Raw genomic sequence first — 24,332 nt, forward strand, 5'->3', positions numbered from 1 at the left:
GTAAGGTGAGACCAAAGCGTTTATGCCGTTTTTGGGCTGTTTTACAGAAAACAGCCCAAAAACGCAAAATCGGCAATGCCAAATAACTTACCTGTCTTATGATTGGCAAATTAATATCCTTTTCCCTTCGCAACCGGATGATCGTCCTGCTCATTGCGGCGGGCATGTTCGGCTGGGGGGCTTACTCAGTCACCACCAGTAAGGTGGACGCCATACCTGACTTATCTGAGAACCAGGTGATCGTGTTCACCGAGTGGATGGGCCGAAGCCCTCAGATCATAGAGGACCAGGTCACGTACCCGCTGGTCACCAACCTGCAGGGCATGCCCCAGGTCAAGTATGTGCGGGGCGTCTCCATGTTCGGGATGAGCTTCATCTATATCATCTTTGATGATAAAACAGACATCTACTGGGCCCGGGAACGAGTGTTGGAGCGGCTCAACTACGCCAACCGTCTGTTGCCCGAAGGGGCCATCCCAACCCTGGGACCGGACGGTACCGGTGTGGGTCATATTCTTTGGTACACCCTAGACGCGCAAGGCATGGACCTGGGCGAACAGCGGGCGGTGCAGGACTGGTATGTGAAGTTCGCACTGCAGAACGTGCCGGGCGTAAGTGAGATAGCCTCCTTCGGAGGTTTTCAGAAGCAGTACCAGATTACCATAGACCCCAATAAACTTACCTATTACAACCTATCTGTGCCGCAGGTGATGGCCGCCGTGCGGGCCAATAATAATGAAAGCGGGGGGCGCAAGTTTGAGATGAGCGACATTGGCTACATCATTAAAACCACGGGCTATTTACAGTCCATGGAAGAGATAGAGAGCATTCCCATCACCACTCAAAATACCATACCTGTGAGCGTGCGTGACGTGGCCACCGTTCAGATGACGGGCGAGAGCCGACTGGGTATTTTTGACCTGAACGGCGAGGGTGAGGCCGTGGGCGGTATTGTGGTGATGCGCTACGGTGAGAATGCCGAGGAGGTGATCAGGAACGTCAAAGCCAAGATGGAAGAGGTCTCAGCAGGTCTGCCCAAAGGCGTCAAGTTCAACATCGTCTATGACCGCAGCGGGCTCATCAATGAATCCGTCGATTCTATCAAGACCACCTTGATAGAAGAGATGCTGGTGGCCTCGGCCATTGTGTTCCTGTTCCTTTTCCATTGGCGCAGTGCCCTCATCATCATCATTCAACTGCCGCTTTCCATTGCCATCGGTTTTATCCTGCTGAACGCCTTTGACATCACCTCCAACATCATGTCCCTGACAGGCATTGCCCTATCTATAGGCGTGATCGTCGACGATGCGATTGTGATGGTAGAAAACGCATACCGGCACCTAGCCGATGCCCAAATAGAAGAAGAGAACCATGGATAATAAAACACGTCTGTCGATCATAGAGAAAGCCTCCAAGCAGGTAGGGCCCAGTGTTTTTTGGAGCACCATCATCATCATCACCTCCTTCCTGCCGGTGTTCCTTTTGACCGGGCAGGAGGGGCGCCTGTTTAGTCCGCTGGCCTGGACCAAGACCTTTATCCTCATTGTAGACGCCTTTGTGGCCATCACAGTGACTCCCGTGCTGCTGTCGCTCCTTCTCAAAGGCAAGTTCAAGCCTGAGAGCGCCAATCCTGTTAACCGTGCCTTGGAACGGGTGTATTCACCTATTCTGCGCTGGTGCCTGAATTGGCGCAAAACCACCATTGGCATTAACATTCTGGCCTTGGCAGTGAGTATTCCTATGCTGTTAAGTCTGGGGTCCGAATTTATGCCGCCCCTAGATGAAAGCTCCATCCTTTTCATGCCCGTGACCCTGCCAGACATCTCCAACGCCGAGGCCAAGCGAATTCTGCAGGTGCAGGACAAGATTATAAAATCTACACCGGAGGTGGAGCAGGTACTGGGCAAAGCCGGAAGGGCCAGCACGGCCACGGACAACTCGCCCATCAGTATGATTGAGACCATCATCCTGCTGAAGCCTCAGTCAGAATGGCGCGAGGGGATGACCAAGGCCAAAATAATCGAGGAGCTGGACCAGAAACTACAAATACCTGGCGTAATCAACGGCTGGACCCAACCCATCATCAACCGCATCAACATGCTGGCCACGGGTATCAGGACGGACGTGGGCGTGAAGGTGTATGGGCAGAGCCTGGATTCTATCGCCGTAGTGTCAGAGAAAGTGAGAAATGCTTTGCAGCAGGTAGAAGGGGTGAAAGACCTCTACATTGAGCCTGTGACCGGAGGCCGTTATCTTGAGATCCAGACGCGGCGCGAGGATCTGGGACGCTACGGTCTTTCCGTCAATGATGTGAACAGCGTAGTGGAGTCTGCCCTCGGTGGGTCCAGCATCGGCAATACCATTGAAGGACGGCGACGGTTCTCCATCAATGTGCGCCTAGCCCAAGAGTACCGCAATAGTATAGACCGTATCCGTCGTATCCCCATCCAGTCAAGTACCAATGGAACGGTGCCGCTTTCAGCGGTAGCCGATGTGAAATTTGTGGACGGACCACCAATGATTGCCTCAGAGAATGCCCAACTGCGGGGCGCGGTGCTATTCAATGTACGTGACCGCGATTTAGGCAGCACGGTGCAAGAGGCCATCAAAACCATTAACCAGGAAGTAACGGGAATACCCAACGGCTATCATTTGGAGTGGAGCGGTCAGTGGGAAAACCAGATCAGGGCGAACAAGACCCTTAAGATTATCATCCCGCTGGTGGTGCTCATCATTTTCCTGATTCTGTATTTCTCCTTCAAGTCCTTTAAAGAGGCTCTCCTCAACCTGGTCACTATTCCATTCGCTCTGGTGGGCGGGGTGTTCATTGTGTATTTCTACGGCATCAATCTGTCCGTGGCGGTGGCGGTGGGCTTCATCGCCCTGTTTGGGATGGCGGTAGAGACGGGAATGCTCATGGTGGTGTACCTGAATGAGGCCATGAATGAATTGGTGGCTAAAAAGGGCAACTCCAGTGAAACCATCACCAAGCAGGATATAAGGGAGTACGTCTTCCAGGGCGCGGCCAAGCGCCTGCGGCCCAAGATCATGACCGTGTCGGTGTCGCTCTTCGGCTTGATCCCTATTCTGTGGGCCACTGGGGTTGGGACGGATGTAATGCTACCCATCGTGCTACCGCTTATCGGCGGGGTCTTCACCTCTTCCATTCACATCTTGCTGGTGACCCCGGTGGTGTTTGAGATGACCAAGGAATACGAACTCAAGAAACACGGCAAACTAGATATTTATGATGTCAAGCATTAGACTATACGTGGGCGCTTTGTTGGTTTTACTGAGCGTGTCTGCCCAGGCTCAAACCCCGGTGCTCTCCCTGGATACAGTTCTTAACCGGATTAGCCAGAACAACGGCATGCTCCAGGAGATAGAGTTCAGGGCGAAGGCGCAAAATGCCATGGCCAAGGGATCCAGAAGCCAGATGGCACCCATGGTGGGTGCCGGGGTCTTTATGTATCCGTATCCGGGCCAGATGAAAATGGAGGAAGATGACGCCATGTACATGACGGCCGTGGAGCAGGACATCACTAACCCCGCCAAGCTGAAAGCCCGTGAGAAGTACCAACTTTCCAGAGCCGCCATTGAAGAGGCAGGGCGTGATATGACCTTCAATCAATTGAGGGCGCAGGCCAAAACCGCTTATTACCAATGGGTGGTGCTGGAAAAGAAGAAGGCCGTGCTAGCCGAGAGTCAGCGCATCATGCAATTCATGCTCAAACTGGGCAAGGTGCGCTACCCGTACAACCAAAGCTCTCTGGGCAGTATCTATAAAGCCGAAGGCCGGATAGGCGAGGTGGAGAACATGCTCATCATGACCAACAGCGAGATTGAGATGAAGAACATTCAGCTCAACATGCTCATGAACCTGCCTCCTGAGAACAGATTTAAGGTGGACACTACCGTGCAGGCGCCCGTTCTGATGGTGCTCCCAGACACGGCTTCCCTGAGTGCCGCCCGCAGTGATGTGCGCCAGATAGACCGCACCATAGAATCCATGCAACTGAACCTGCGCCTGGAAGACCTGCAACGCAAACCTGACTTTGCCATTAGGTTTGAGAACATGATGCCGCGTGACAGGATGATGCCTCAGTCGTTCACGCTCATGGGCATGGTGTCTATTCCTATTGCCCCTTGGTCTTCTAAAATGTACAAGGCCAATGCCACCGCTATGAATCTGGAGATACAGGGCATGCGGAAGGGCCGGGAGGCTCTCTTGAACGAAGCCCAGAACATGGTGGCCAGCATGGCCCTTGAACTGCAGGCCAAGCGGACGCAGGTGCAGAATTATGAGAAGAAGATCATCCCGGCCCTTCGCCGCAACTATGAAACCACGCTCCTGAGTTATGAGCAGAACACGGGCCAGTTACCGCTGGTGATTGACGCCTGGGAAGCCCTGAACATGGCCCAGATGGAATACCTCAACAACCTGGAGCAACTCTACCTAATTGGTGTGAACTATGAAAAAGAACTGGAAAAATAGGTTGATTGGGTTGCTGATCCTGCTATTGCCCTTCTGCTTTACCGCCTGTAAAAAGGAAAGAGAGGAGGCTAACGGCATGGAATATACCTGCCCTATGCACCCGCAGATTGTGCAAGACAAACCTGGTTCCTGCCCTATCTGCGGGATGGACCTGGTAGCCAAGCAGCCAGCAGACGCGCCAGCGCCGACCGTGCCGGCAGGCCTGGACTATCTGTTGCAGCCTGCCGACCAGGCAGTGGTCTCGTCCATCCAAACCATAAAACCTGTTCAGAAACAGGTGGAGAATGAGATTACCATGTCTGGCGTGGTGACCTATGACACCCGCCGGCAGTACACCATCCCGGCACGCTTCGGGGGACGCATTGAGAAGCTGTACGTGCAGTTCAACTACCAGCCGGTGCGCAAAGGGCAGAAGCTGTATGACATCTACAGCCCCGAACTGGTCACCGCACAGAAAGAGCTTCTCTATCTGCTCAAGAACGACCCAGGCAACGCTGCGCTTATTGCAGGCGCGCGCCAAAAACTACGCCTCCTGGGTGCCACGGAGGGACAGATCAGTCAGCTTGCCCGCACAAGGAGAGAGTCCTATACTTTCTCAGTCTATAGTCCTTACACCGGCTACGTGCTGGACCCAGCCGTGACGGCGTCCCCTACGGCGGCACCGGTTACCGCATCGCCTGCCACAGGAGGTGGGGATGGTATGGGCGGCATGGGTGGCGCCAGCGGTGGGGCTTCCAGCACTACTGCTGCACCCGCCTCAGCTCCCCAAGGATTTGCCATCCGGGAAGGCATGTACGTGACCACGGGGCAGGCACTGCTAAAAGTAATTGACGCCTCCCAGGTTTGGGCGCAGTTCAACGTGGCCAGCAATGCGGCGGGCCAATTGAAGAAGGGGACCCCCATCACTATTTCATTTAATCAAATCCCTGGTAAAACCATGCAGTCTTCGGTGCATTTGGTGGAGCCGGTCTATGGGGAAGGACAAAATTTCGCACAGGTGCGGGTCTTGCTCCCGGCGCAGGGTAACTCAATCTTAATTGGTCAGGTCATCACTGGTAAAGTAGCCTATAGCACAGGTTCCGCCCTTTGGGTTCCCAAGGATGCCGTGCTGGATCTCGGGAACCAATCGGTGGCCTTCCTGAAAGCGGATGGCGTGTTCAAACCCACCGCTGTGCAGGTGGGGCAGCGGGCCGGGGAGCAGGTGGAGATTGTGTCGGGGCTAAAGGCAAATGACGTGATAGCGGCCAATGCGCAGTTCCTGGTGGACAGTGAGAGTTTTATCAAGGTAGCAGACACAAGCAGATGAGACATATGAAGAACCTATTCACCGTTTTACTGGCAACGCTCTTTCTGATGGCCTGCACCAAGGCGGACGAGCATGCCCATGCAGAGGAAGGTGCCAGCTATACCTGTCCCATGCACCCCCAGATAGTGGAGGGGGAGCCGGGCTCGTGCCCCATCTGCGGGATGGACCTGGTTCTGGTCCAGAAGCAGAAAAAGGAGCCAGAAACGGCCAGTGCCTTTACCTGCCCCATGCACCCGCAGATAGTGGAGGACAAAGCAGGCTCATGCCCCATCTGCGGGATGGACCTGGTGCCCGTGAAAAAACAAAGCACCAAAGGACAGGAGGCCAGTATCATGCTGAGCGAAAGCCAGATCCAACTGGGCAACATCACCACGCAAGCCGTCCGGCAGGGGCAGGTTGGAAGCAATACGGTGCTTACGGGCAGGCTGGTGGTGGACCAGACGCAGGCCGACCTTATCAGCAGTCGGGCCGATGGCCGCATAGAGAGGCTTTATGTGAAAGAAACTGGTCAGCCCATCCGTAAGGGGCAACCCCTCTATGACTTATACAGTGAGACCCTTCTCACATTGGAACAGGAATACCTGCTGGCCTTGGACCAGGTGAAGGCGTTCCCCGGTGAGAGGCAGTTTGCCTCCATTCTGGACGCCGCCAAAAGAAAGCTTCTCTTAACCGGTCTCACCAATGCCCAGATCATCCGCATTGCGCGAACCCGTAAGCTAGACGCCCGCATCACCTTCGTAGCACCCAGTTCAGGTACTGTCACGGAGATAGCCGCCGCAGAAGGCGTGTATGTGGCCGAGGGAAGTCCCCTTTACCGCATAAGCCGGTTCAACAACATTTGGGCGGAGGCCGAGTTGTACGCCGGTGAAGCCGGAGCGCTTAAGATAGGGACTCCGGTAGACGTCACCGTAGCCGGAAGCAAGATGCCCATCAAGACAAAGATCTCTTTTATCAACCCAGAGTTCAGGCAGAACAGCCAAGTGGTGATTGCCCGGGCTTCGGTTCCTAACCCAGAAGGGAGCTTGATCCCAGGCACCCAGGCCACCATGACGGTAGGTGCCCAGGTGAGAGAAGCGTTAACCCTGCCGCTGGATGCCGTGATCCGGGATTCCAAAGGTGCACACGTCTGGGTGAAGATCGGGGTGAACACATTCAGCCCCAGAAGGGTGGAGCTTGGGGAGGAAAGCGCGAACCGGGTGGCCATTGCCAGCGGCCTGCAACCCAGAGACACCGTGGTTGTGACGGGCGCCTATCTGTTGTACAGCGAATATGTGCTGAAGCAAGGGGCAGACCCGATGGCGGGACATAACCATCAGTCAAATCAATAAATCTACTCTTATGATACACAGAACTTTTAAACTGACACTTACAGTAGCTCTTTTACTAACATTCACCGCCTGTAACCTCCATACAGAGGCAGACATGGATGGTATGGAAGAGGACATGGACGGCATGGACTTGAACATTGACTACCCTGCCGCCTTTGTGGTAAACGGGGAGTCCAATGACGTGGACGTAATTAATCTGAATGACCTCACCCACAAAGATCATATAAGTCTGAATGGGGCAAAGTTCCCACACCATATCAACATGAGCCCAGACAAGACAAAGCTAGCGGTGGCCATCACCAGCACTGACCTGAGCGGTGGGCATGACGCTGGCGGGATGGATGGTATGGAAGGCTTCAGGGTTATCGTTCTGAATAGCTACATCGGCAAGATCGAGAAGGAGATCATGCTGCCTAAGATGCCGCATAACGCAGCCTTTAACGCAGACGGTTCTGAGCTGTGGATTGCGCAGGAGGATGAGGTGAAAAGCCAGGTATTGGTTTATAATACTGGTAATTGGACTTTAAAGAATACCATCAGCGTCGGGAAAGGGCTGTCAGAAGTTACTTTCTCAACTGACGGCTCAAAAGTGTTCGCATCCAATACGACTGACGCCACCGTGTCTATCATCAACCCAGGCACTAAAATGGTGATGGGTACGGTGCCGGTGGGTAAGGATCCGGTTGGGGCTTGGCCAGCGGCCAACGGGCATGTATACGTGGACAATGAGACAGACCAGACCGTCACCGAGATAAATGTAGCCACCGGGGCAGTTACCGAGACGATTAACCTAGGGTTTAAGCCTGGCTATGTGGCCTATCACCCTTCCAGCCAGGAGCTATGGGTGAGTGATGCCACCAATGGCAGGGTCTTGTTTTACAAGGAGGAAAACAGCCTATGGGTTCTCAAAGGGAATATAATGACCGGGGCTGATGCACACGCCATCGCTTTTTCTCCAGACGGCTCCACCGCCTATGTCACCAACCAGGGGGCGGGCACCGTCTCTGTTATCAATGTTTCTGAGCATAGAGTACGCTCCACCGTTTCGGTGGGGAAAAAACCAAACGGAATAGTACTCCGGCCATAGGCTCAACTTAACAAATACTAAACCTTATATTCCTTACAATGAAAAAGAACATCACCTTCCTGACCCTTCTGGGCCTTCTATTCCTTTCTGCGCTTATGACTCCCGAAGGGGCCTCTGCGCACGGAGGGGAAAAGCACCCTAAGAAAGCCAAAGTGGCGCAAGTAGACTCCATCAAGGAAACGACTGCCGCTGCCCAAGACACTATTGTATTTAGTGAGGTGACTCCGGCGGATCATGCTGAGCACAAGGCAAACCCGGCAAAAGTCCATGCCTCTATCGCTGACTTCCCACACATTCACCCGCTCATTGTCCATTTCCCGATCATGCTTTTAATGATCGCGGCGGCCATGCAGTTCGTGAACATCCTTTTCCAGAACAAAGTGCTGAACTGGGCCGTGACCATCATGGTATTGCTGGGATTTGTGACCGCTTACGCCTCCACCCACTGGTCGCACCCCCATACCGATGGGCTTACCGAACATGCGGAACTGGTTCTGGAACAGCACGATAAATACGCTGACTATACCATCTACCTCTCAGGGCTTGGGTTACTGGCCCAGTTGCTGAGCCTATTTCTATTCAAGGGAAAGAGATGGAGCATCGCCGTGGCTGCCGTGATCCTAATAGGAGCGGGGTATGCCGTGGCAATGGCGGGCCATTACGGAGCACAATTGGTGCATATAGAAGGTGTGGGCCCTCAGGGGAAATACTTGGAACAACATCATTAAAAACACCTGTACGGATGCTTTGCTTGTTCTAGAAGCACTAATCCGTTTTTGGCTTGTTCCCTAAAAAGGAGGCCAAAAACGGATTAGTGTTCTGAATAAATTATAACTTTTCAACTGTTGGCTTATAAAGCCAAGGCCAGAGCTGGCAAATGGGACACTCAAATTAAGCTACATGGCTAAGGGCAGACACTATTACATACGCAAACTCCACCGGTACCTGGGGCTGATACTAGGTGTCCAGTTCCTGTTCTGGACCTTGGGGGGGATGTATTTCAGTTGGAACAATATAGATGAAGTGCATGGTGACCAACTAAGGAAGGGAAAGCGGTTTTTTCCAGCCAACCTGAATATGGCCTCGCCACAAGTGGCTTTACAGGAGCTGAAGAAAACAACCACGGTAGATTCCATAAAGGCCATTCAGCTGATTGAAATTTTAGGGGCTCCAACCTACCAGATAAATTATTTTACCAAAACTGAGGAAGTCAATAAAGGCTTGGTAGTATCTGGGTCACATGGTGGAGGGCATGCTGGGGGCGGCAGCAAGGTTCAACTGGCCAACGCAGAAACCGGGCAACTAAGATCCTCTCTTAGCAAAAACGAGGCTGTACGCCTTGCCCAATATAATGTGGTGGAACCTGCCCTGGTGGAAAAGGTAGAGTACATGACTGAGGTGGGTTCTCACCATGAATATCGTGAGAAGCCTTTGCCTGCTTGGGCCATTACGTTTAAGCAACCTAGCTGCACCGTTTACATTTCCACAGAACTTGGCACGTTTCAGGCCATCAGGCATAACCAGTGGCGGGTGTTTGACTTTCTCTGGATGCTGCACACCATGGACTTTCAGGGCAGGGATAATTTTGGGAATCTCCTCCTGAAGGCTTTTTCCGTCTTAGGGCTAATCACCGTCCTTTCTGGGTTTATGCTCTACTTTGTCTCTTCTCCTACCTTCCGGAGAAAAAAGAATGCGCGCAGGTAACCCATTATTTTGTTTCCATAAAATTCACCCCGATAAAAAACGAAAAATGAAAAGAACACTCACCATTCTCTCTTTAACAACCTCTTTTGCTCTTGCCTTGGGTGCCTGCAACCAAGAAAGTCCAAAACAGCAACAGGAGGTTTCTGCGCCGGCACAAACTGTTGAAAAACCAGAAAGTGCCGAAGTGGTGCAGGACACCATCAAAAAAAGTATTCCATCTGAGGCGACGGGACGTATTGGCGATGCCAGTATAAAAATAACTTATCATTCCCCGGGGGTGAGGGAACGAGTGGTCTGGGGCGGCTTGGTTCCCTATGACCAGGTTTGGGTGACTGGTGCGCATAAGGCCACCACCGTGGAGTTTGACAGGGACTTGATAATTGCAGGAAAATCCGTAGGCCCGGGTAAGTATGCGCTCTTTACCATTCCAGGCCGTGATGAGTGGACAGTGATTCTGAACAAAAACTGGGACCAGCACTTGGCAGATGAATATGATCAAAAGGAGGACATCCTCCGGACAAAAGTCAAGCCCTACAGCTTGGAGCATCCACAGGAAAGACTGAAGTACAGGGTTGAGGATGGCGGGGAGGCAGAGGCAGGAATCAGGATCTCCTGGGAAAAAATTGGAATCAGGTTACCCGTTGCCGGTAAATAAAGCAGTTGGGCTTTTCCAGGTAAGTAGGATGGAATCAAAAAACCAAATATGACCACTATTTGCATCAAAAACATGGTGTGCCCCCGCTGTATCCGGATCGTGAAGGAACAGTTTGAAGCAATGAGCCTTCCTGTTATTGAAGTGCATTTGGGTCATGTTGACTTGGAGCGCCCATTGCTACCGGAAGAAATAGAGCAAGTGAAGATTTTCCTGATGGACTATGGGTTTGACTTGTTGGAAGACCGAAAAGCAAAATTGGTGGAGCATATAAAGACTCTTCTTATTGATGTTATCCATTACAAGCAGGAGAAGATAGGCACAAATTACTCCAATTTCTTGGCCCAGGCCATAGGCAAGGACTATAGCACGCTGAGCCATACTTTCTCTGCAGAGGAAGGCATTACTATAGAGAAGTATATTATTCTCCTGAAAGTGGAGTATGTCAAAGCACTTCTGGAGTACGATGAGCTATCATTGGGCGAGATTGCTAACCGTCTTCAATACAGCAGTTTGAGTCACCTCTCTAAACAATTTAAAAAGGTCACTGGCCTAAAGCCCTCAGAATATAAGAAATTGCCAATAAAAAGCCGTAAGCTATTGAATCTCTTGATATAAACAGAATTATGCCTGTTTTATCAAGGATACTATAAAACACAGTGCTTGGTAATAGAGTTAACCTAGAAAGTTCTTTTCAACTGAGTTTAGTTGGAAGATATGTTTCACATTTAACCAAAAATACATGCACCAATCATCAAAGTACCAATCAGTAATTGAGGCCCTCAATGCCTGCGCCGCCTCATGTGACCATTGTTATCAAGCTTGTTTTCAGGAGCAGGACCTTAAAATGATGGCCCGTTGTATTCAATTGGACCGGGACTGCGCCGAAATCTGCAAGCTGACCGCCAGTGCCCTGGCTCGTAACTCAGAAGTGTCCCAAGCCTTATTGCAGGCTTGTGCAGAGATTTGCCGCGCCTGCGGTGTAGAATGCATGCAGCATGCTGAACACATGGATCATTGCCGTGAATGCGCTGAATCTTGTAGACGCTGCGAAGAAGCCTGCCGAGCAGCAGTCTAATATCTGCATTTTAAGGGCTGGCAAATGTCAGCCCTTTTTATTTAACGTTCATTTCCTTGTTCTCAGTAGATACCACGCTAGCCAAAAAAAAGAGACCCAAATGAAAGGGTTCCTTTTTACTTTTAGTTAATTGATCTGGACAGATAATATAATTACTTCTGTTGTGGGTGCTCTTGTAGCCAATTATCTAGCTTTTGCTTGTCTTTTTCCTGTTCATCTATAATTTTCTGCGCCATTTGTTTCATTGCTGGCGTTTTTCCTTCAGCTACTTGCACCTTTGACATATCAATGCCCTGCTGATGGTGCATGCTCATCATTTTAGCGAAATGATGATCCGTGGTCCCTTGCATGCCATGTTCCATCTGGCCCATCATGTCTTTCATTGGTTGCATCAGCTTCATTGACTTAGAAGCGTCTCCCGCCATTGGCTGATGGTTGCTGGTAAAGCTACTTAACTTCTGTATGTCTGTCTTGCTGGAAGCAATGGTTTTATTGGCCATTTCCTTCAGCATAGGGTCAGTCCCATTGTTTACTTCCTCTTCAGACATGGCAATAGCCCCTTGGTGGTGAATCGCCATCATCATCGCAAAGTCATGGTCAACATCTCCCGTCATCTCCATCTCCTGCATCTTAGACATATTCTGATGCATTAAATCCATCATCTTGTTGGATCCTTCCGCCGCCATGTCCATATCATGGCCTGAATGCTCCTCTGTTTGGGTAACAGAGGTTGTTTCCGTCTGTTTAGATTTCTGAGAGCAGCCACTGAATAAAAAGGCGGTGGTACCTAGGCATATAGCCAGGTTCAAAAGGATTTTATTCGTTTTCATAGTTTGAGATCAGTCAAGTGGGGTTGAAGTTTCAATACGCTGGATGTATCCTTTGTGCAATGTGCTTACGAAAATTAGGGTGAAAGTAAGCCTTGGTTTAAATGGACAGAGCTGATACCGGCTTAAACAAGCTGTGGTTGAAAAATAAACGTACAAGAAGGGAAGCTGTCAAAGCTTCAAGATACTATTTGAAAATCACGCTACGTAGTTTCAGGGCCTGAAAGAGCGCTGTGCACCCCTAGAAAACACCCGCATCCAATACAAGCCTCATCTTCATAATTTCTAAATTATGATTGGATATCTTATAAAATGGGCTTTAAGCAACCGTATGGTGGTACTGCTGGTAGCGGCCGCGGTAACAGTCTACGGTTTCTACTCGGTAAGTAGAACCAAGGTAGACGCCATCCCTGACCTCTCGGAGAACCAAGTCATCATTTACACAGAGTGGATGGGCAGAAGCCCGCAAGTTTTAGAAGACCAGGTGACGTACCCCTTGGTAAGCAACCTGCAGGGCATTCCCAGAATCAAAAACATAAGGGCAAACTCCATGTTTGGGATGAGCTTTGTCTTTGTGGTGTTTGAGGACAACGTGGATATTTACTGGGCCCGCACCAGGGTGTTGGAGCGCCTTAACTATGCCCAGCGCCTGCTGCCCCAGGGAGTGGTGCCTACTCTAGGGCCAGACGGAACCGGCCTGGGTCATATCTACTGGTATACCCTAGACGCCCCCTCTTATGATCTGGGAGAGCTGCGCGCCCTGCAGGACTGGTATATAAAATTTGCGTTGCAGACAGTGCCGGGCGTAAGTGAGGTAGCCTCATTCGGCGGCTTCCAGAAGCAATACCAGATCGTGATAAATCCCATCAAGCTCAACTATTTCAACATCCCTCTGAGGGACGTGCTTCAACAGGTGAAGGCCAACAACAACAGCGTCGGCGGAGGTAAATTTGAGATGGGCGGTAGGGGTTACATCATCAAAGGGGTTGGGTACATCACCCATATTAAGGACATTGAAGAGATTGCATTGAAAACCCAAGGTACCATCCCCATCCAGGTTAAAGACATTGCCACCGTGCAAATGGGCGGTGACCTGCGCCTGGGTATTGTGGAGGAAAACGGGGAAGGGGAGAAAGTGGGCGGCATTGTGGTGATGCGGTATGGCGAAAACGCGAAGGAGGTAATTGATTTAGTGAAAGAGAGATTGAAGAGCGTGGAGGCAGGCCTGCCCCCTGGCGTCAAACTGAAGGTGGCCTATGACCGGTCAGATTTAATTGAGGCCACCATTGCTACTCTAAAGGAGGCTGTCTTGGAAGAGATTATCGTGGTTTCTGTAGTGCTTTTCATCTTCCTGCTACATGTACGGAGTGCCCTCATTGTAGTGATTACCATTGTCATGAGCGTGCTCATCTCCTTTATCATGATGAACTGGTTTAACGTAAGCTCCAACATCATGTCATTGGCTGGTGTGGCCCTGGCCGTAGGGGACCTGGTAGATGCCGGGATTGTGATGGTTGAGAATAGCCTGAAAGCAATAAGTGAAGGGGAAGGGTAAACTGCCATGATTTCGGAAGGGGAAAGAATCAAAAGGATTGAAAAATCTTCTGTCATAGTTGGCAAGGCGGTCTTCAATTCCATTTTAATCACCCTGGTGTCCTTCGCCCCCATCCTCTTTTTGGAAGGTCAGGAGAAAAAGCTCTTTACCCCTCTGGTGCTCACTAAGTCGTTTGCCATGATAGGGTCGGCAGCGGTGGCGGTATTCTTGGTGCCGGTGCTGATGGCTCAGCTGTTGAAAGGGAAGATCCGTTCAGAGAAAACACACCCGGTTTCCAAGTTTTTCCTCTGGCTCTACAATCCCGTCATCCGGTGGTGCCTGCGTTGGAAGAAGGCCACCATCGCCATTGCCTTTTCATTGGTGGCCGGCAGCATTCCCTTCGTCCTGCGCTTAGGGACAGAGTTCATGCCGCCGCTGGACGAGGGGTCACTGCTGTTTATGCCGGTCACGCTGCCAGACGTCTCCAACTCAGAGGTCAAGCGCATCCTGCAGGTGCAGGACAAATTGATAAAGTCAGTTCCTGAGGTACATAATGTCTTAGGCAAAGCCGGAAGAGCGTCTACCGCCACGGACAACTCGCCGCTCAGCATGATTGAGACCATCATTCTGCTTAAGCCACAGTCCCAGTGGCGAGAGGGAATGACCAAAAACAAAATCATAGATGAGTTAAATAAAAAGCTAAAGATACCAGGGGTGATCAATGCCTGGACCCAGCCCATCATCAACCGCATCAACATGCTTTCCACCGGTATCAGGACAGACGTAGGCGTGAAGATCTACGGACAAAGCCTGGACTCTATCAACGTTCTGGCGCAGCGCTTTAAAGTAGCGTTAACCGGGATAGAAGGCGTCAAGGATTTGAATGTGGAGCCGCTGGTGGGAGGGAAGTACGTGGAGATAGAAATTAAAAGAAACGAGATTGGCCGTTACGGGCTAAGTGTGGAAGATGTGAACCTGGTGGTAGAGTCCTCCCTTGGCGGAATGAACGTCACCACGACCATAGAGGGCCGGCGACGCTTTGCGGTCAATGCGCGCTTCGCAGAGGATTTCAGGAACAGCCTCCCCCGCTTAAGGTCACTGCTGGTGACAAGCCCTCAGGGGCCGCTTCCCCTGTCTGCTGTGGCGGATGTGTATTTGTCTGAAGGCCCCCCTATGATAAACTCAGAGAATGCCATGCTGCGGGGTACCTTGCTCTTCAATGTGCGGGAAAGGGACATGGGCAGCACGGTGGAGGAGGCCAAAAGTAAATTGGAAAGCCTGGTGCAGAAGTTGCCAAAGGGCTATTACATCCAGTGGAGCGGGCAGTATGAAAACCAGGAGCGCGCCGAGAAGCGGCTGAAAATCCTGATTCCTATTGTCTTAGTCATTATCACGGTCATTCTCTATTTCACCTTTCATACGTTCCGCGAGGTGTTGATTGTGCTCTCCAGCATCCCAGTCGCACTGGTGGGAGGGGCGTATTCGCTTTTCTTTTTTGATGTGAATTTTTCCGTAGCGGTGGCAGTGGGCTTTATCGCACTGTTCGGCATTGCCGTCGAAACAGGGGTGCTTATGTTGGTGTACCTCAATAACGCTCTCTACAATAAAGTGGCTGAACGTAAAAAGTCTGGGAAAGCCCTAACCCAACAAGACATTGAGGAGGCAGTGTATGAAGGGGCGGCCCTGAGGTTACGGCCTAAATTAATGACGGTTCTGGTGGATGTATTAGGTTTAATTCCCCTTTTACTGGCCACTGGCACCGGCAGTGATGTCATGAAGCCCATTGCCATCCCTTTTGTGTTTGGGCTCATCACCTCTGCTTTCTTTGTTTTGATTGTGTTGCCGGCCATGTATGCCTTGGTGCGTGAAAGAGAGCTGAAGGTAAAAGGAAGGGTAATTATTGCCGAATTGAAAGACTAAACGGATTTAGATTCACCTATGCAAAGCCAACTTATGGAATTTTAGAGACATTCATGATTCAGTTTGTTGATATTTAAAACTTGACAACCAAAATATCCTTTCCCAAAAAAGGCTTTAGATAAGTAATAAATGGTATTGCAACTACTTAAGACTGCATCTTGTGTAATATGCGGAGGAAGCAATTTGCACTTTGGTGTTAGCATCAAACAAAATATAGAGGATTCAGTAAAATAGAAGAGATGAAACCGGAGGGCCTGGTCCCAAGCCGCGGCCACTTCGGAAGGCCTGCACTACCTCGCTTCGGCCTGGCAAATACCCATGTTCTACGTTATACCTCTTTTAATTTCTCCCTTCTGAAAATGTACAGACTTCTTTTCATCGTGGCACTTCTCACCGGCTGGTACCCGGTTACCGGGCAGCACGAGAATCACGGTACGCCACCCGCCAGGCAGCAGACCGTTGTTTATACCTGCCCCATGCACCCAGAGGTGCAGAGCCCTTCCCCCGGCAAATGCCCTAAATGCGGCATGACCCTGGTAAGGCAGAAAGCCAAGGCTACGACCAAAGCAGCCCCAGCCCCTAAACCGGAAGTACGAAAACCCAAACCGGCTACCCCGGCCAGGAAAAAAGCGCAACCCGCCCCGGCGCAGCCTGCTGTTAAAAAGCAACCTTCCGTTAAAGAACAGCCCGCTGTAAAAAATAAACCGGTCGAGCATCAGCATGACACCCCGGTCACCAACCCAGAGGTAGAAGAAGGGCCCGTTCAGAAAGCGGGGCATAACGTAGAAAAGCCTGGGCCTACACCAACGCCCCGGACTGTGCGCTATGATCTGTACGTGGAAGACACCATTGTTTACTTTACGGGAAGGCCTAAAAAGGCCATCGCCATCAATGGCAGCATTCCGGCTCCGGCCCTCACCTTCACCGAGGGGGATACCGCCGAGATCTACGTCCATAACAAACTGGATGTCGCTACCTCCATCCACTGGCACGGCGTGTTCCTGCCCAACCGGTTTGACGGGGTGCCCTATCTCACCCAAAAGCCCATCGCCCCGCATAGCACCTACCTTTACAAGTTCCCCATTATACAGAATGGGACCTACTGGTACCATAGCCACAGCGGTTTTCAGGAGCAGAGCGGCATGTACGGGGCGCTCATCTTCCACAAGAAGAACGAGCCGGCCATGCCGGCCATCCCCATTGTGCTAAGCGACTGGACCGATCTGAAACCCAAGGAGGTGTACCGCTCCCTTAGAAGCGCCAACGACTGGTTCGGAATCCAGAAAGGGGCCACCCAGAGCTACGGCGAGGCCATTCAAAAAGGACATTTCACCACCAAGCTTAAGAATGAATGGAAACGCATGACCGCCATGGATGTGAGCGACGTGGCCTATGAGAAAGTCCTCACGAACGGGCAGTCTACCCACGAGCAGACCCATTTCCAGGCCGGAGACGTGGTAAAGTTGCGGGTGGTGAATGGTGGCGCCTCCACCTATTTCTGGCTTACCTATTCGGGGGGCAAGATCACCGTGGTGGCCAACGACGGGAACGATGTGGAACCGGTGGAAGTAGACCGCCTCATCATGGCCCCCTCTGAGACCTATGACCTGCTGGTCACCATCCCCCAGGACATGCAATATGAGTTCCTTGCGACTGCCGAGGACAGGACCAACTCTACCTCATTATGGCTGGGCAGGGGCATGAAGATGCCGGCAGAACGGCTGGGTAAACTCAAATACTTCGAGGGGATGAAGATGATGAACGACATGATGAAGTTGAACGGTGACATGGAGCCCATGGGCATGGTGATGAGCAACCAGCAGATGGACATGAACAGCGTCATGTACCCGGAGGGTGCCGGTGGGGGCCATGCCAATCATGGGGAGCAGGACCAAAAGCCAGCCGCCGACGTGGAAAAGAAAATGCAACCGCCTACAGATACCACGCAGGAAGCCCATTCCATGGAAGGGCATGAGATGCATAAAATGGACATGGACGAGAGCGCAGGCGACCTGGTCACGCTCAACTACGGTATGCTGCGGTCTCCGGAGCAGACCACCCTGAAACCGGGACCAGAGAAGGTGCTGCGCTTTGAGCTGACCGGCAACATGAACCGCTACGTCTGGACCATTGACAACAAAACGGTGTCGGAGTCAGACAAGATCCTGATCAGGAAGGGCGAGAACGTAAAGGTCATCATGTTCAACAACTCCATGATGCGGCACCCCATGCACCTGCACGGGCATGACTTCCGGGTGCTGAACAAGCAGGGAGCGCATGCGCCGCTCAAGAACGTGGTGGACATCCTGCCCATGGAAACAGACACCCTGGAATTCGCGGCCTCAGAAAGCGGGGACTGGTTTTTCCACTGCCACATTCTCTACCACATGATGGCCGGCATGGGACGGGTGTTCACCTACCAGAACTCTCCGCCCAACCCCGAGTTGCCGGACCCTAAACTGGCCTGGAAAAGACTGAACATGGAAGAGAAAATGTTCCTGCCCTCCGGGCAGATTGGCATAGAAAGCAACGGCAGCGACGGGGAGTTCATGCTCGCCAACGCCCGCTACCAAATCTCCACCGAATGGCGCATAGGTTTCAAAAAGGAGTACGGCATTGAGAGTGAGACTTACTTTGGTCGGTATCTGGGCAAGATGCAGTGGCTTTTCCCATTTATCGGGTTTGATTACCACCACAACAGCGTGGAGAACGAACCAGAGGAAACCATGCTCGGGCAATCCAGTAACCAGAATAATAGAAAGGCTTTCGTGGCCGGGGTGCAGTATATTCTACCCATGCTGGTGCAGGCGGAGGCCAGGATTGACAGCAAAGGCAAGTTGCGCTTTCAGCTACGCCGCGAGGACATTCCGCTGACCAGCCGCCTGCGGATGAACCTGACCGCCAACACTGACAAGGAGTACATGGCCGGCTTCAGGTATGTGCTCACCAAATACATCTCCCTGTCCACGCATTATGACAGTGATATGAAGTACGGGGCCGGCTTCACCTTCGTCTATTAAGCCTCTAAAGATAAGTTTTAATTAATTTAATCAGAAGTAGACCCTGTTTTAGAAAATTAATAGTCCATGATAGGTTTTATTTGGCATCTGGTGCTCCACCTTGCGGTGCCAGTGATAGTTGCGTGGTTTTTCTTTCGCACTAATTTTAGAAAGGCTGCGCTGATTATGTTTTCTGCTATCTTAATCGATGTGGATCACCTGTTGGCAGAGCCCATTGTAGATCCCAACCGGTGCAGTGTAGGGTTTCACCTGTTACATAGCTACTGGCTGATACCTGTTTATGTGCTTTTTTGCTTTTGGCCTAGAACCAGGCTCTTGGGGCTGGGGCTGGTTATTCACATTGTGCTTGATTGGATAGAATGCCTGTAAGAATGCCTCATTTTAAAAACATGGGATCGTTCTTAAAACTATTGTGTATAAAAGCATTTCAGATTCCGCGTGAACGCATTTAGGCTTCAAGCATGACTTAGTTTTAAAAGGAATTAATCCAAATCCTGGACATATTTAGAATTAGTCACATGCAATAGTGCAACTGACACGTGACAAAAAAGTGTGAGGTGCCTGAGTAAAATTATTTTCAGACACCTCACACCATCAACCACTTATTTGAAATTACTTGGATTACTGCTGCTGCCAGGCTTTTAGCTCTTTGATTTCCTTTGTTTGTTGGTCAATCGTTTTCTGAGCCATTTGCTTCATTTCTTCTGTCTTGGCCATTTTCAGAAACTCTTTTGACATCTCATTTCCCATCTGGTGGTGATGGACCATCATCTGGGCAAAGTTCTGGTCGGTATTCATACCGCTCATATCCTGTTGGTGCATCTGGCCCATCATCGACATCATAGGGCGCACCATTTTCATAGTTGTAGCAGTGTCGCCTGTGGCTGGCTTATGCTTGCTCATGAAATCCTGCAGCTTTTGTATGTCGGCTTGATTGGTTTCCTTCGTTTTCTGGGCCATCTCTTTCATTTTCATGTCTGTACCGTTGGCTAGTTCTTCATCTGCCATTCGGACAGCTCCCTTGTGGTGATGGGTCATCATCTGCGCGAAATCATAATCGGGATCACCTGTCATCTGGGTCCTGATGTTCTGCATTTCCTCCATGTTCTGATGCATGATTCCCATCATATCACCCTTTGCCATATCAGTATCCACGGCAGTTTCAGCATCTGTATTAGTAGTCTCCTCTGTTGTGGCAGTAGTAGTGTCATTTGTAGATGTATCCTGCCCACCACACGCTACCATAAACAGGGCTGCCCCTAACACAAGAGGCAAGGTTGAAATTTGTTTTATGCGTCTTTTCATAGTTTTTAGTTTATCTAATTAAATAGAATGTATACGGTTTGATTTCTGGGCTGTTATAATTGAGGCAAATTCCCTGGGACTATTTTATCTGCCTTCTGAGCAATTGCGCGTTAATGGCAACGATCACGGTGCTGAGGCTCATGAGGGCGGCGCCTATGGCCGGGGAGACCATGATTCCCTGGTTGTAGAGCACGCCTGCCGCCAACGGGAGTGCCACCACGTTGTAGCCGGTGGCCCAGATCAGGTTCTGGATCATCTTCCGGTAGGTGGCCTTCCCGAAAAGGATGAGCGAGGCGATGTCCTGCGGGTTGCTGTTGACCAGAATGATGTCTGCGGTCTCGGCGGCCACGTCCGTGCCGGAGCCCACGGCTATGCCTATATCGGCCTGGGCCAGGGCAGGGGCGTCGTTCACGCCGTCGCCGGTCATGGCCACGAACTCCCCCTTCGCCTGCAATTCCTTCACCTTTTCCTGTTTCTGGTGGGGCAGCACATTGGCCAGGAAACCATCCATGTTCAGCTTGTCGCTCACGCTTCTGGCCACCCGCTCATTGTCTCCGGTCAGCAACAGGTTTTTTATGCCATTCTCCTTCAGGATGCGTATGGCCTCTGCAGATTCTGGCCTTATCTGGTCGCGCATGGAGATGTAGCCTATTGGAAGACCATCTACCAGCACATGCACCACCGTTTCCACCCCTTCCTCGGTCTCACTGGCGGGCACCTGAATGTTGAACTCCTGAAGGTAGTTAGGGCCTACCACTTTCACGTCCTTTCCTTCCACTTTGCCCTCCAGGCCTTTTCCGGGCAAGTAGTTGAATGCCTCAGAGGCGGGAACCTGTATGCCTTCTTCCTTTACTTTTCTCAGGATGCCCTGGGAGATGAAGTGCTCTGAGTTCTGCTCCACGCCAGCCGCCAGCCGCAGCATCTCCTTCTTGTCCATGGCCGGGTTAAAGGTAATTACCTCTGCCACCTGGTGAGAACCCTGGGTGAGGGTGCCGGTCTTGTCAAAGATGATGGTGGTGATGTTGCGGGAGTTCTCAAAAGCGGTGCGGTTACGGATGAGAAGGCCATTGTTCGCCGATACCGCCGTAGAGATAGCCACCACCAACGGCACGGCCAGCCCCAGCGCGTGCGGGCAGGAGATGACCATGACAGTGACCATTCGTTCCAGAGCAAAGGAGAGTTCATGCCCCAGCAGAAGCCATACGGCAAAGGTGCCGAAACCGGCGATGAGGGCGATGTAAGTGAGCCATTTGGCGGCACGGTCGGCCAGGCGCTGGGTTTCTGACTTGGTCTTCTGGGCCTCCTGCACCAGCGTGATCACCTTGTTGAGGTAACTGTCTTTTCCGGTGCCGGTTACCCGCACCTGTAAGGATCCGTTGCCGTTGATGGAGCCCCCGATGACCCTGTCTCCCGTCGCCTTCTTGGCGGGCTTGCTCTCGCCGGTCAGCATGCTCTCGTTCAGATGGCTTTCCCCACTCTCCACCTCACCGTCGGCGGGCACTTTTTCGCCTGGTTTCACCAAAATAAGGTCACCTTTCCTCAGGTCCTCAATGCGTACCCGCACCGGCTCCCCATTTCGCAGCAATAAGGCGTCGGCGGGCATCATGCTTACCAGCAGTTCCAAGGCCTTTGATGCGCCCAGCACAGACTTCATCTCTATCCAGTGGCCAAGCAGCATGATAACAATGAGGGTGGCCAGTTCCCAGAAGAAATCCATTCCCTCTAACCCGAACACAATGGCGGTGCTGTAAAGGTAAGCCACCGTGATCGCCACGCCAATGAGCGTCATCATGCCCGGCGCCGCCTTCTTTACCTCTTCCCACAGCCCGGTTAAAAAGGGCCAGCCTCCATAGAAATAGATGACGGAGGAAAGCGCGAAGGCGATGTACATGGCATAGGGGATGTCCAGGGAGAACCCAAGGATATGCTGCACCATGGGGCTCAGGATCACCACCGGAACGGACAAGGCCAATGACACCCAGAACCTTTTCCGGAAATCATTGATCATCATCCGGTGGTGATCATGGCCGTGCTCTCCGTGCGGCGGGTGACCGCCGGTGTCTTCCTGCGTGGCTTGCTCGTGGCCGTGCAAAGTAATTTCTTCCAGATGCTCGGTTACCTGGCCGGCCTGCCCCTTCGCCTTTTGTTTCCGGGTGTTGCCGTGATGGTATTGACTATGGTCCATGCCTGGGTGGGGTTTACGTAAACAAAAAAGACGCTGGTTGGGGCCAGCGTCTTTTTATACTCCTAATCATGGTGTTCCGTTTCCAGGTACCTGCCCTGCGGCCCTACGCCTTCTATATGCACAAGCTGGGCTCCGTAGTGCCCGGCCATGGCCACCGCATAGGCGGCCCCGGCGAGGATAAGTGCGGCCGCTAGAACAGTCCACCTCTTGCCTTTGAGCAGAAACTGACTCACGGCCTGCGCGAGCAGCCCTGCGATACCCAGGTAGACGGTCCAATCGGCGTACAGGTCATGTTGGGCCAGGACAGCCTGTGCATGGTCCGTAAGCCCTGCCGTGTGGGGGTGGGCAAACTTGGTGGCGTAGAATGCCGTGGCCGCCCCTACAAAAGCAGAAACGGTGACGATCCAGTCTAGTTCCTTGCGCAGGAAAAGGACGTTGGCCAGGGAGACGGCGGCCGCCACCAGCAAGAGCACAATGGGGAAGTGGACGATTAGCGGGTGCTTGTTGGGGAAATCCTCTGGCGTGGCGTGAAGGGTGGCCGGTTCCTGCAGATGGCCGGCGTGTTCTTCAGGTGAGACGGTCTGCGCACTGGAATCTCTGGAAGTGTTAGTGCTTGTAGCGGACACAGTGGAACGCTGGTTTTTTGCGGTCTTCGCTCCGTGCTTTTCCCCGCCGTGCGCGGCCACCAGCGTAGGGATGACAATTGACACGTGGAGTAAAAGAAGCAATAAGGTTAGGTGTCTTTTCAATTTTTGATAGTTGTTGGAAAAGCTGGGGTTGATGATTCAAAATTTAACGTAGTTTAAGCTGAATTTACCAAAACTAGAAGGGTGCCGATCCAGATTCATGGATTTTCATGGAATGTCACAAATTTACCTTAGCTGTTCCTTTGCCCTTGCCTGGGAGGGTTTAGTCTGTGAGAGTCAGTTGAGCATGCTGGGGGATGAGCCGCCAACCTTTCGTATATCATTTCATGGGCCTCATGGTTCATTGCTTGCTAAGGTTTATCTCCCTGCTTCCCCTAAGATCAGTCAACCATATGGGCCCGTTTTTGAATGAGAGCCAAGTTGCCTTGGTTTTCCTTCGCCTAACCTTTCTCGCCTGCGGATCCGACGAATCAGGCAACGCCTCCAATTCAGAGTATTTTGTCCCAACCGTCTTATCTATTGTTGACACAAAGAGGGAGATTGGTCATTAAGTGAAACAACTGGGGATGAATTTACAGTATACTGATTTGAACGCCTCCTATTTTAAGATAGGAACAACTATGGAAAATAAACACGGAATGAATAACAGTAATGAAAGTAAAAGCCCTTATGCAAAATTTGCGTTAATGTTGCTTTGCTCCTTTATCGCCATGTATGTGACCATGTATTTGAATACGTTCGAGATAGACCATGTTTATTTCAGCCTTACGCGATTTTACATGGCCTGCCTCGGTATTTCTGCGATGGCAGTGATAATGTTTCTCTTCATGAACAATATGTATAAGGACAGGAAAAAGAACTTGGTTATATTATCAGGTAGTTTAGTTCTTTTCATGAGTGCTTTGATTTTGGCAAGGACACAAACCCCGGTTGATGATGTGACATACATGAGAGCAATGATACCACACCATTCAATAGCCATTCTGACCAGTAAAAGGGCGGATTTAAAAGATCCGAAGGTAAAGAAGATGGCAGAAGAGATTATAAAAGCTCAGGAAAAGGAAATTGCAGAGATGAAATCACATATAAGAAGGTTACAGTCAAGAGAGTAGCATAGAGAGATTTTGCCCAGAAGTGGGATGAACCTTAAATGATGGCACTTTTTGCAGAATGAATGCCAGCAGATAGCAAGGGTCATAAGCCATCCTTCGGCCAACAGCCTCGCACGCCTCATGCACGGGTGC

Annotated in this window: 18 protein-coding genes and 1 pseudogene; 15 read left to right on the forward strand and 4 right to left on the reverse strand. The window is 51.3% G+C overall.

Annotated features, from left to right (window positions below; translation table 11 throughout):
* Positions 1–98: 98 nt before the first annotated feature.
* The 11 genes from ABD880_RS14045 to ABD880_RS14095 all read left to right on the forward strand — a co-directional run bounded on the left by ABD880_RS14045 (position 99) and on the right by ABD880_RS14095 (position 11,650).
* On the forward strand, positions 99–1,379 hold the full coding sequence (locus tag ABD880_RS14045) for an efflux RND transporter permease subunit (RefSeq protein ID WP_160691862.1): 1,281 nt from the start codon (positions 99–101) through the stop codon (positions 1,377–1,379).
* A complete protein-coding gene (locus tag ABD880_RS14050) occupies positions 1,372–3,264 on the forward strand; it encodes an efflux RND transporter permease subunit (RefSeq protein WP_345167337.1) in 1,893 nt (630 codons plus the stop codon). The genes ABD880_RS14045 and ABD880_RS14050 overlap by 8 nt, the downstream gene beginning before the upstream one ends.
* On the forward strand, positions 3,248–4,495 hold the full coding sequence (locus ABD880_RS14055; protein ID WP_345167339.1) for a TolC family protein: 1,248 nt from the start codon (positions 3,248–3,250) through the stop codon (positions 4,493–4,495). Before ABD880_RS14050 ends, ABD880_RS14055 begins: the two co-directional genes overlap by 17 nt.
* Positions 4,473–5,801: a heavy metal-binding domain-containing protein gene (locus tag ABD880_RS14060; protein WP_345167341.1), complete on the forward strand. Its 1,329-nt coding sequence runs from the start codon at positions 4,473–4,475 to the stop codon at positions 5,799–5,801. The genes ABD880_RS14055 and ABD880_RS14060 overlap by 23 nt, the downstream gene beginning before the upstream one ends.
* Positions 5,802–5,848: 47 nt before the next feature.
* A complete protein-coding gene (locus tag ABD880_RS14065) occupies positions 5,849–7,129 on the forward strand; it encodes an efflux RND transporter periplasmic adaptor subunit (protein WP_425575837.1) in 1,281 nt (426 codons plus the stop codon).
* Between the two features lie 10 nt (positions 7,130–7,139).
* A complete protein-coding gene (locus tag ABD880_RS14070; protein WP_345167345.1) occupies positions 7,140–8,216 on the forward strand; it encodes a YncE family protein in 1,077 nt (358 codons plus the stop codon).
* 38 nt (positions 8,217–8,254) lie between these two features.
* Entirely contained in the window at positions 8,255–8,944 is a 690-nt protein-coding gene (locus ABD880_RS14075; protein ID WP_345167348.1) for a DUF2231 domain-containing protein, read from the forward strand.
* A gap of 172 nt (positions 8,945–9,116) precedes the next feature.
* The gene (locus ABD880_RS14080; RefSeq protein ID WP_345167351.1) at positions 9,117–9,920 is read left to right on the forward strand and encodes a PepSY domain-containing protein; all 804 of its coding nucleotides are present in this window, start codon (positions 9,117–9,119) and stop codon (positions 9,918–9,920) included.
* A 46-nt stretch (positions 9,921–9,966) separates the two neighbouring features.
* Complete coding sequence (locus tag ABD880_RS14085; protein ID WP_345167353.1) at positions 9,967–10,575, forward strand: DUF2911 domain-containing protein; 609 nt, start codon at positions 9,967–9,969, stop codon at positions 10,573–10,575.
* Between the two features lie 48 nt (positions 10,576–10,623).
* Complete coding sequence (locus ABD880_RS14090; protein WP_345167356.1) at positions 10,624–11,190, forward strand: helix-turn-helix domain-containing protein; 567 nt, start codon at positions 10,624–10,626, stop codon at positions 11,188–11,190.
* A 124-nt stretch (positions 11,191–11,314) separates the two neighbouring features.
* Positions 11,315–11,650 (forward strand): four-helix bundle copper-binding protein, encoded by a 336-nt coding sequence (locus ABD880_RS14095; RefSeq protein ID WP_345167359.1) that lies wholly within the window; start codon positions 11,315–11,317, stop codon positions 11,648–11,650.
* 152 nt (positions 11,651–11,802) lie between these two features.
* Here the strand turns inward: ABD880_RS14095 and ABD880_RS14100 are convergent, their stop codons facing one another.
* The gene (locus tag ABD880_RS14100; protein ID WP_345167360.1) at positions 11,803–12,480 is read right to left on the reverse strand and encodes a DUF305 domain-containing protein; all 678 of its coding nucleotides are present in this window, start codon (positions 12,478–12,480) and stop codon (positions 11,803–11,805) included.
* Positions 12,481–12,769: 289 nt separating this feature from the next.
* Here ABD880_RS14100 and ABD880_RS14105 point away from each other — a divergent pair.
* From ABD880_RS14105 to ABD880_RS14115, 3 genes and pseudogenes are all read left to right on the forward strand, one after another.
* Positions 12,770–15,931 (forward strand): annotated as a pseudogene (locus tag ABD880_RS14105) (efflux RND transporter permease subunit).
* Between the two features lie 359 nt (positions 15,932–16,290).
* The gene (locus ABD880_RS14110; RefSeq protein ID WP_345167363.1) at positions 16,291–18,951 is read left to right on the forward strand and encodes a multicopper oxidase domain-containing protein; all 2,661 of its coding nucleotides are present in this window, start codon (positions 16,291–16,293) and stop codon (positions 18,949–18,951) included.
* Between the two features lie 66 nt (positions 18,952–19,017).
* Complete coding sequence (locus tag ABD880_RS14115; RefSeq protein ID WP_345167365.1) at positions 19,018–19,320, forward strand: DUF6122 family protein; 303 nt, start codon at positions 19,018–19,020, stop codon at positions 19,318–19,320.
* 252 nt (positions 19,321–19,572) lie between these two features.
* On the opposite strand, the gene ABD880_RS14120 is transcribed toward ABD880_RS14115, so the two are convergent.
* From ABD880_RS14120 to ABD880_RS14130, 3 genes are all read right to left on the reverse strand, one after another.
* Positions 19,573–20,256 carry a DUF305 domain-containing protein gene (locus tag ABD880_RS14120; protein ID WP_345167368.1) on the reverse strand — a complete coding sequence of 228 codons (684 nt, stop codon included), beginning with the start codon at positions 20,254–20,256 and terminating at the stop codon, positions 19,573–19,575.
* Positions 20,257–20,335: 79 nt separating this feature from the next.
* On the reverse strand, positions 20,336–22,441 hold the full coding sequence (locus ABD880_RS14125) for a copper-translocating P-type ATPase (RefSeq protein WP_345167370.1): 2,106 nt from the start codon (positions 22,439–22,441) through the stop codon (positions 20,336–20,338).
* Between the two features lie 62 nt (positions 22,442–22,503).
* Positions 22,504–23,190 (reverse strand): DUF2231 domain-containing protein, encoded by a 687-nt coding sequence (locus ABD880_RS14130; RefSeq protein ID WP_345167373.1) that lies wholly within the window; start codon positions 23,188–23,190, stop codon positions 22,504–22,506.
* A 518-nt stretch (positions 23,191–23,708) separates the two neighbouring features.
* On the opposite strand from ABD880_RS14130, the gene ABD880_RS14135 reads away from it, so the two are divergent.
* Entirely contained in the window at positions 23,709–24,200 is a 492-nt protein-coding gene (locus ABD880_RS14135) for a DUF305 domain-containing protein (RefSeq protein WP_345167374.1), read from the forward strand.
* Positions 24,201–24,332: the final 132 nt, after the last annotated feature.

This window comes from Nibribacter koreensis, from assembly GCF_039541795.1.
GTDB lineage: Bacteria > Bacteroidota > Bacteroidia > Cytophagales > Hymenobacteraceae > Nibribacter > Nibribacter koreensis.

Bases quoted from the DNA above. Each gene is read 5' to 3' on its own strand.
- ABD880_RS14045 (WP_160691862.1), top strand. From the start codon at position 99: ATGATTGGCAAATTAATATCCTTTTCCCTTCGCAACCGGATGATCGTC.
- ABD880_RS14050 (WP_345167337.1), top strand. From the start codon at position 1,372: ATGGATAATAAAACACGTCTGTCGATCATAGAGAAAGCCTCCAAGCAG.
- ABD880_RS14055 (WP_345167339.1), top strand. From the start codon at position 3,248: ATGATGTCAAGCATTAGACTATACGTGGGCGCTTTGTTGGTTTTACTG.
- ABD880_RS14060 (WP_345167341.1), top strand. From the start codon at position 4,473: ATGAAAAAGAACTGGAAAAATAGGTTGATTGGGTTGCTGATCCTGCTA.
- ABD880_RS14065 (WP_425575837.1), top strand. From the start codon at position 5,849: ATGGCCTGCACCAAGGCGGACGAGCATGCCCATGCAGAGGAAGGTGCC.
- ABD880_RS14070 (WP_345167345.1), top strand. From the start codon at position 7,140: ATGATACACAGAACTTTTAAACTGACACTTACAGTAGCTCTTTTACTA.
- ABD880_RS14075 (WP_345167348.1), top strand. From the start codon at position 8,255: ATGAAAAAGAACATCACCTTCCTGACCCTTCTGGGCCTTCTATTCCTT.
- ABD880_RS14080 (WP_345167351.1), top strand. From the start codon at position 9,117: ATGGCTAAGGGCAGACACTATTACATACGCAAACTCCACCGGTACCTG.
- ABD880_RS14085 (WP_345167353.1), top strand. From the start codon at position 9,967: ATGAAAAGAACACTCACCATTCTCTCTTTAACAACCTCTTTTGCTCTT.
- ABD880_RS14090 (WP_345167356.1), top strand. From the start codon at position 10,624: ATGACCACTATTTGCATCAAAAACATGGTGTGCCCCCGCTGTATCCGG.
- ABD880_RS14095 (WP_345167359.1), top strand. From the start codon at position 11,315: ATGCACCAATCATCAAAGTACCAATCAGTAATTGAGGCCCTCAATGCC.
- ABD880_RS14100 (WP_345167360.1), bottom strand. From the start codon at position 12,480: ATGAAAACGAATAAAATCCTTTTGAACCTGGCTATATGCCTAGGTACC.
- ABD880_RS14110 (WP_345167363.1), top strand. From the start codon at position 16,291: ATGTACAGACTTCTTTTCATCGTGGCACTTCTCACCGGCTGGTACCCG.
- ABD880_RS14115 (WP_345167365.1), top strand. From the start codon at position 19,018: ATGATAGGTTTTATTTGGCATCTGGTGCTCCACCTTGCGGTGCCAGTG.
- ABD880_RS14120 (WP_345167368.1), bottom strand. From the start codon at position 20,256: ATGAAAAGACGCATAAAACAAATTTCAACCTTGCCTCTTGTGTTAGGG.
- ABD880_RS14125 (WP_345167370.1), bottom strand. From the start codon at position 22,441: ATGGACCATAGTCAATACCATCACGGCAACACCCGGAAACAAAAGGCG.
- ABD880_RS14135 (WP_345167374.1), top strand. From the start codon at position 23,709: ATGGAAAATAAACACGGAATGAATAACAGTAATGAAAGTAAAAGCCCT.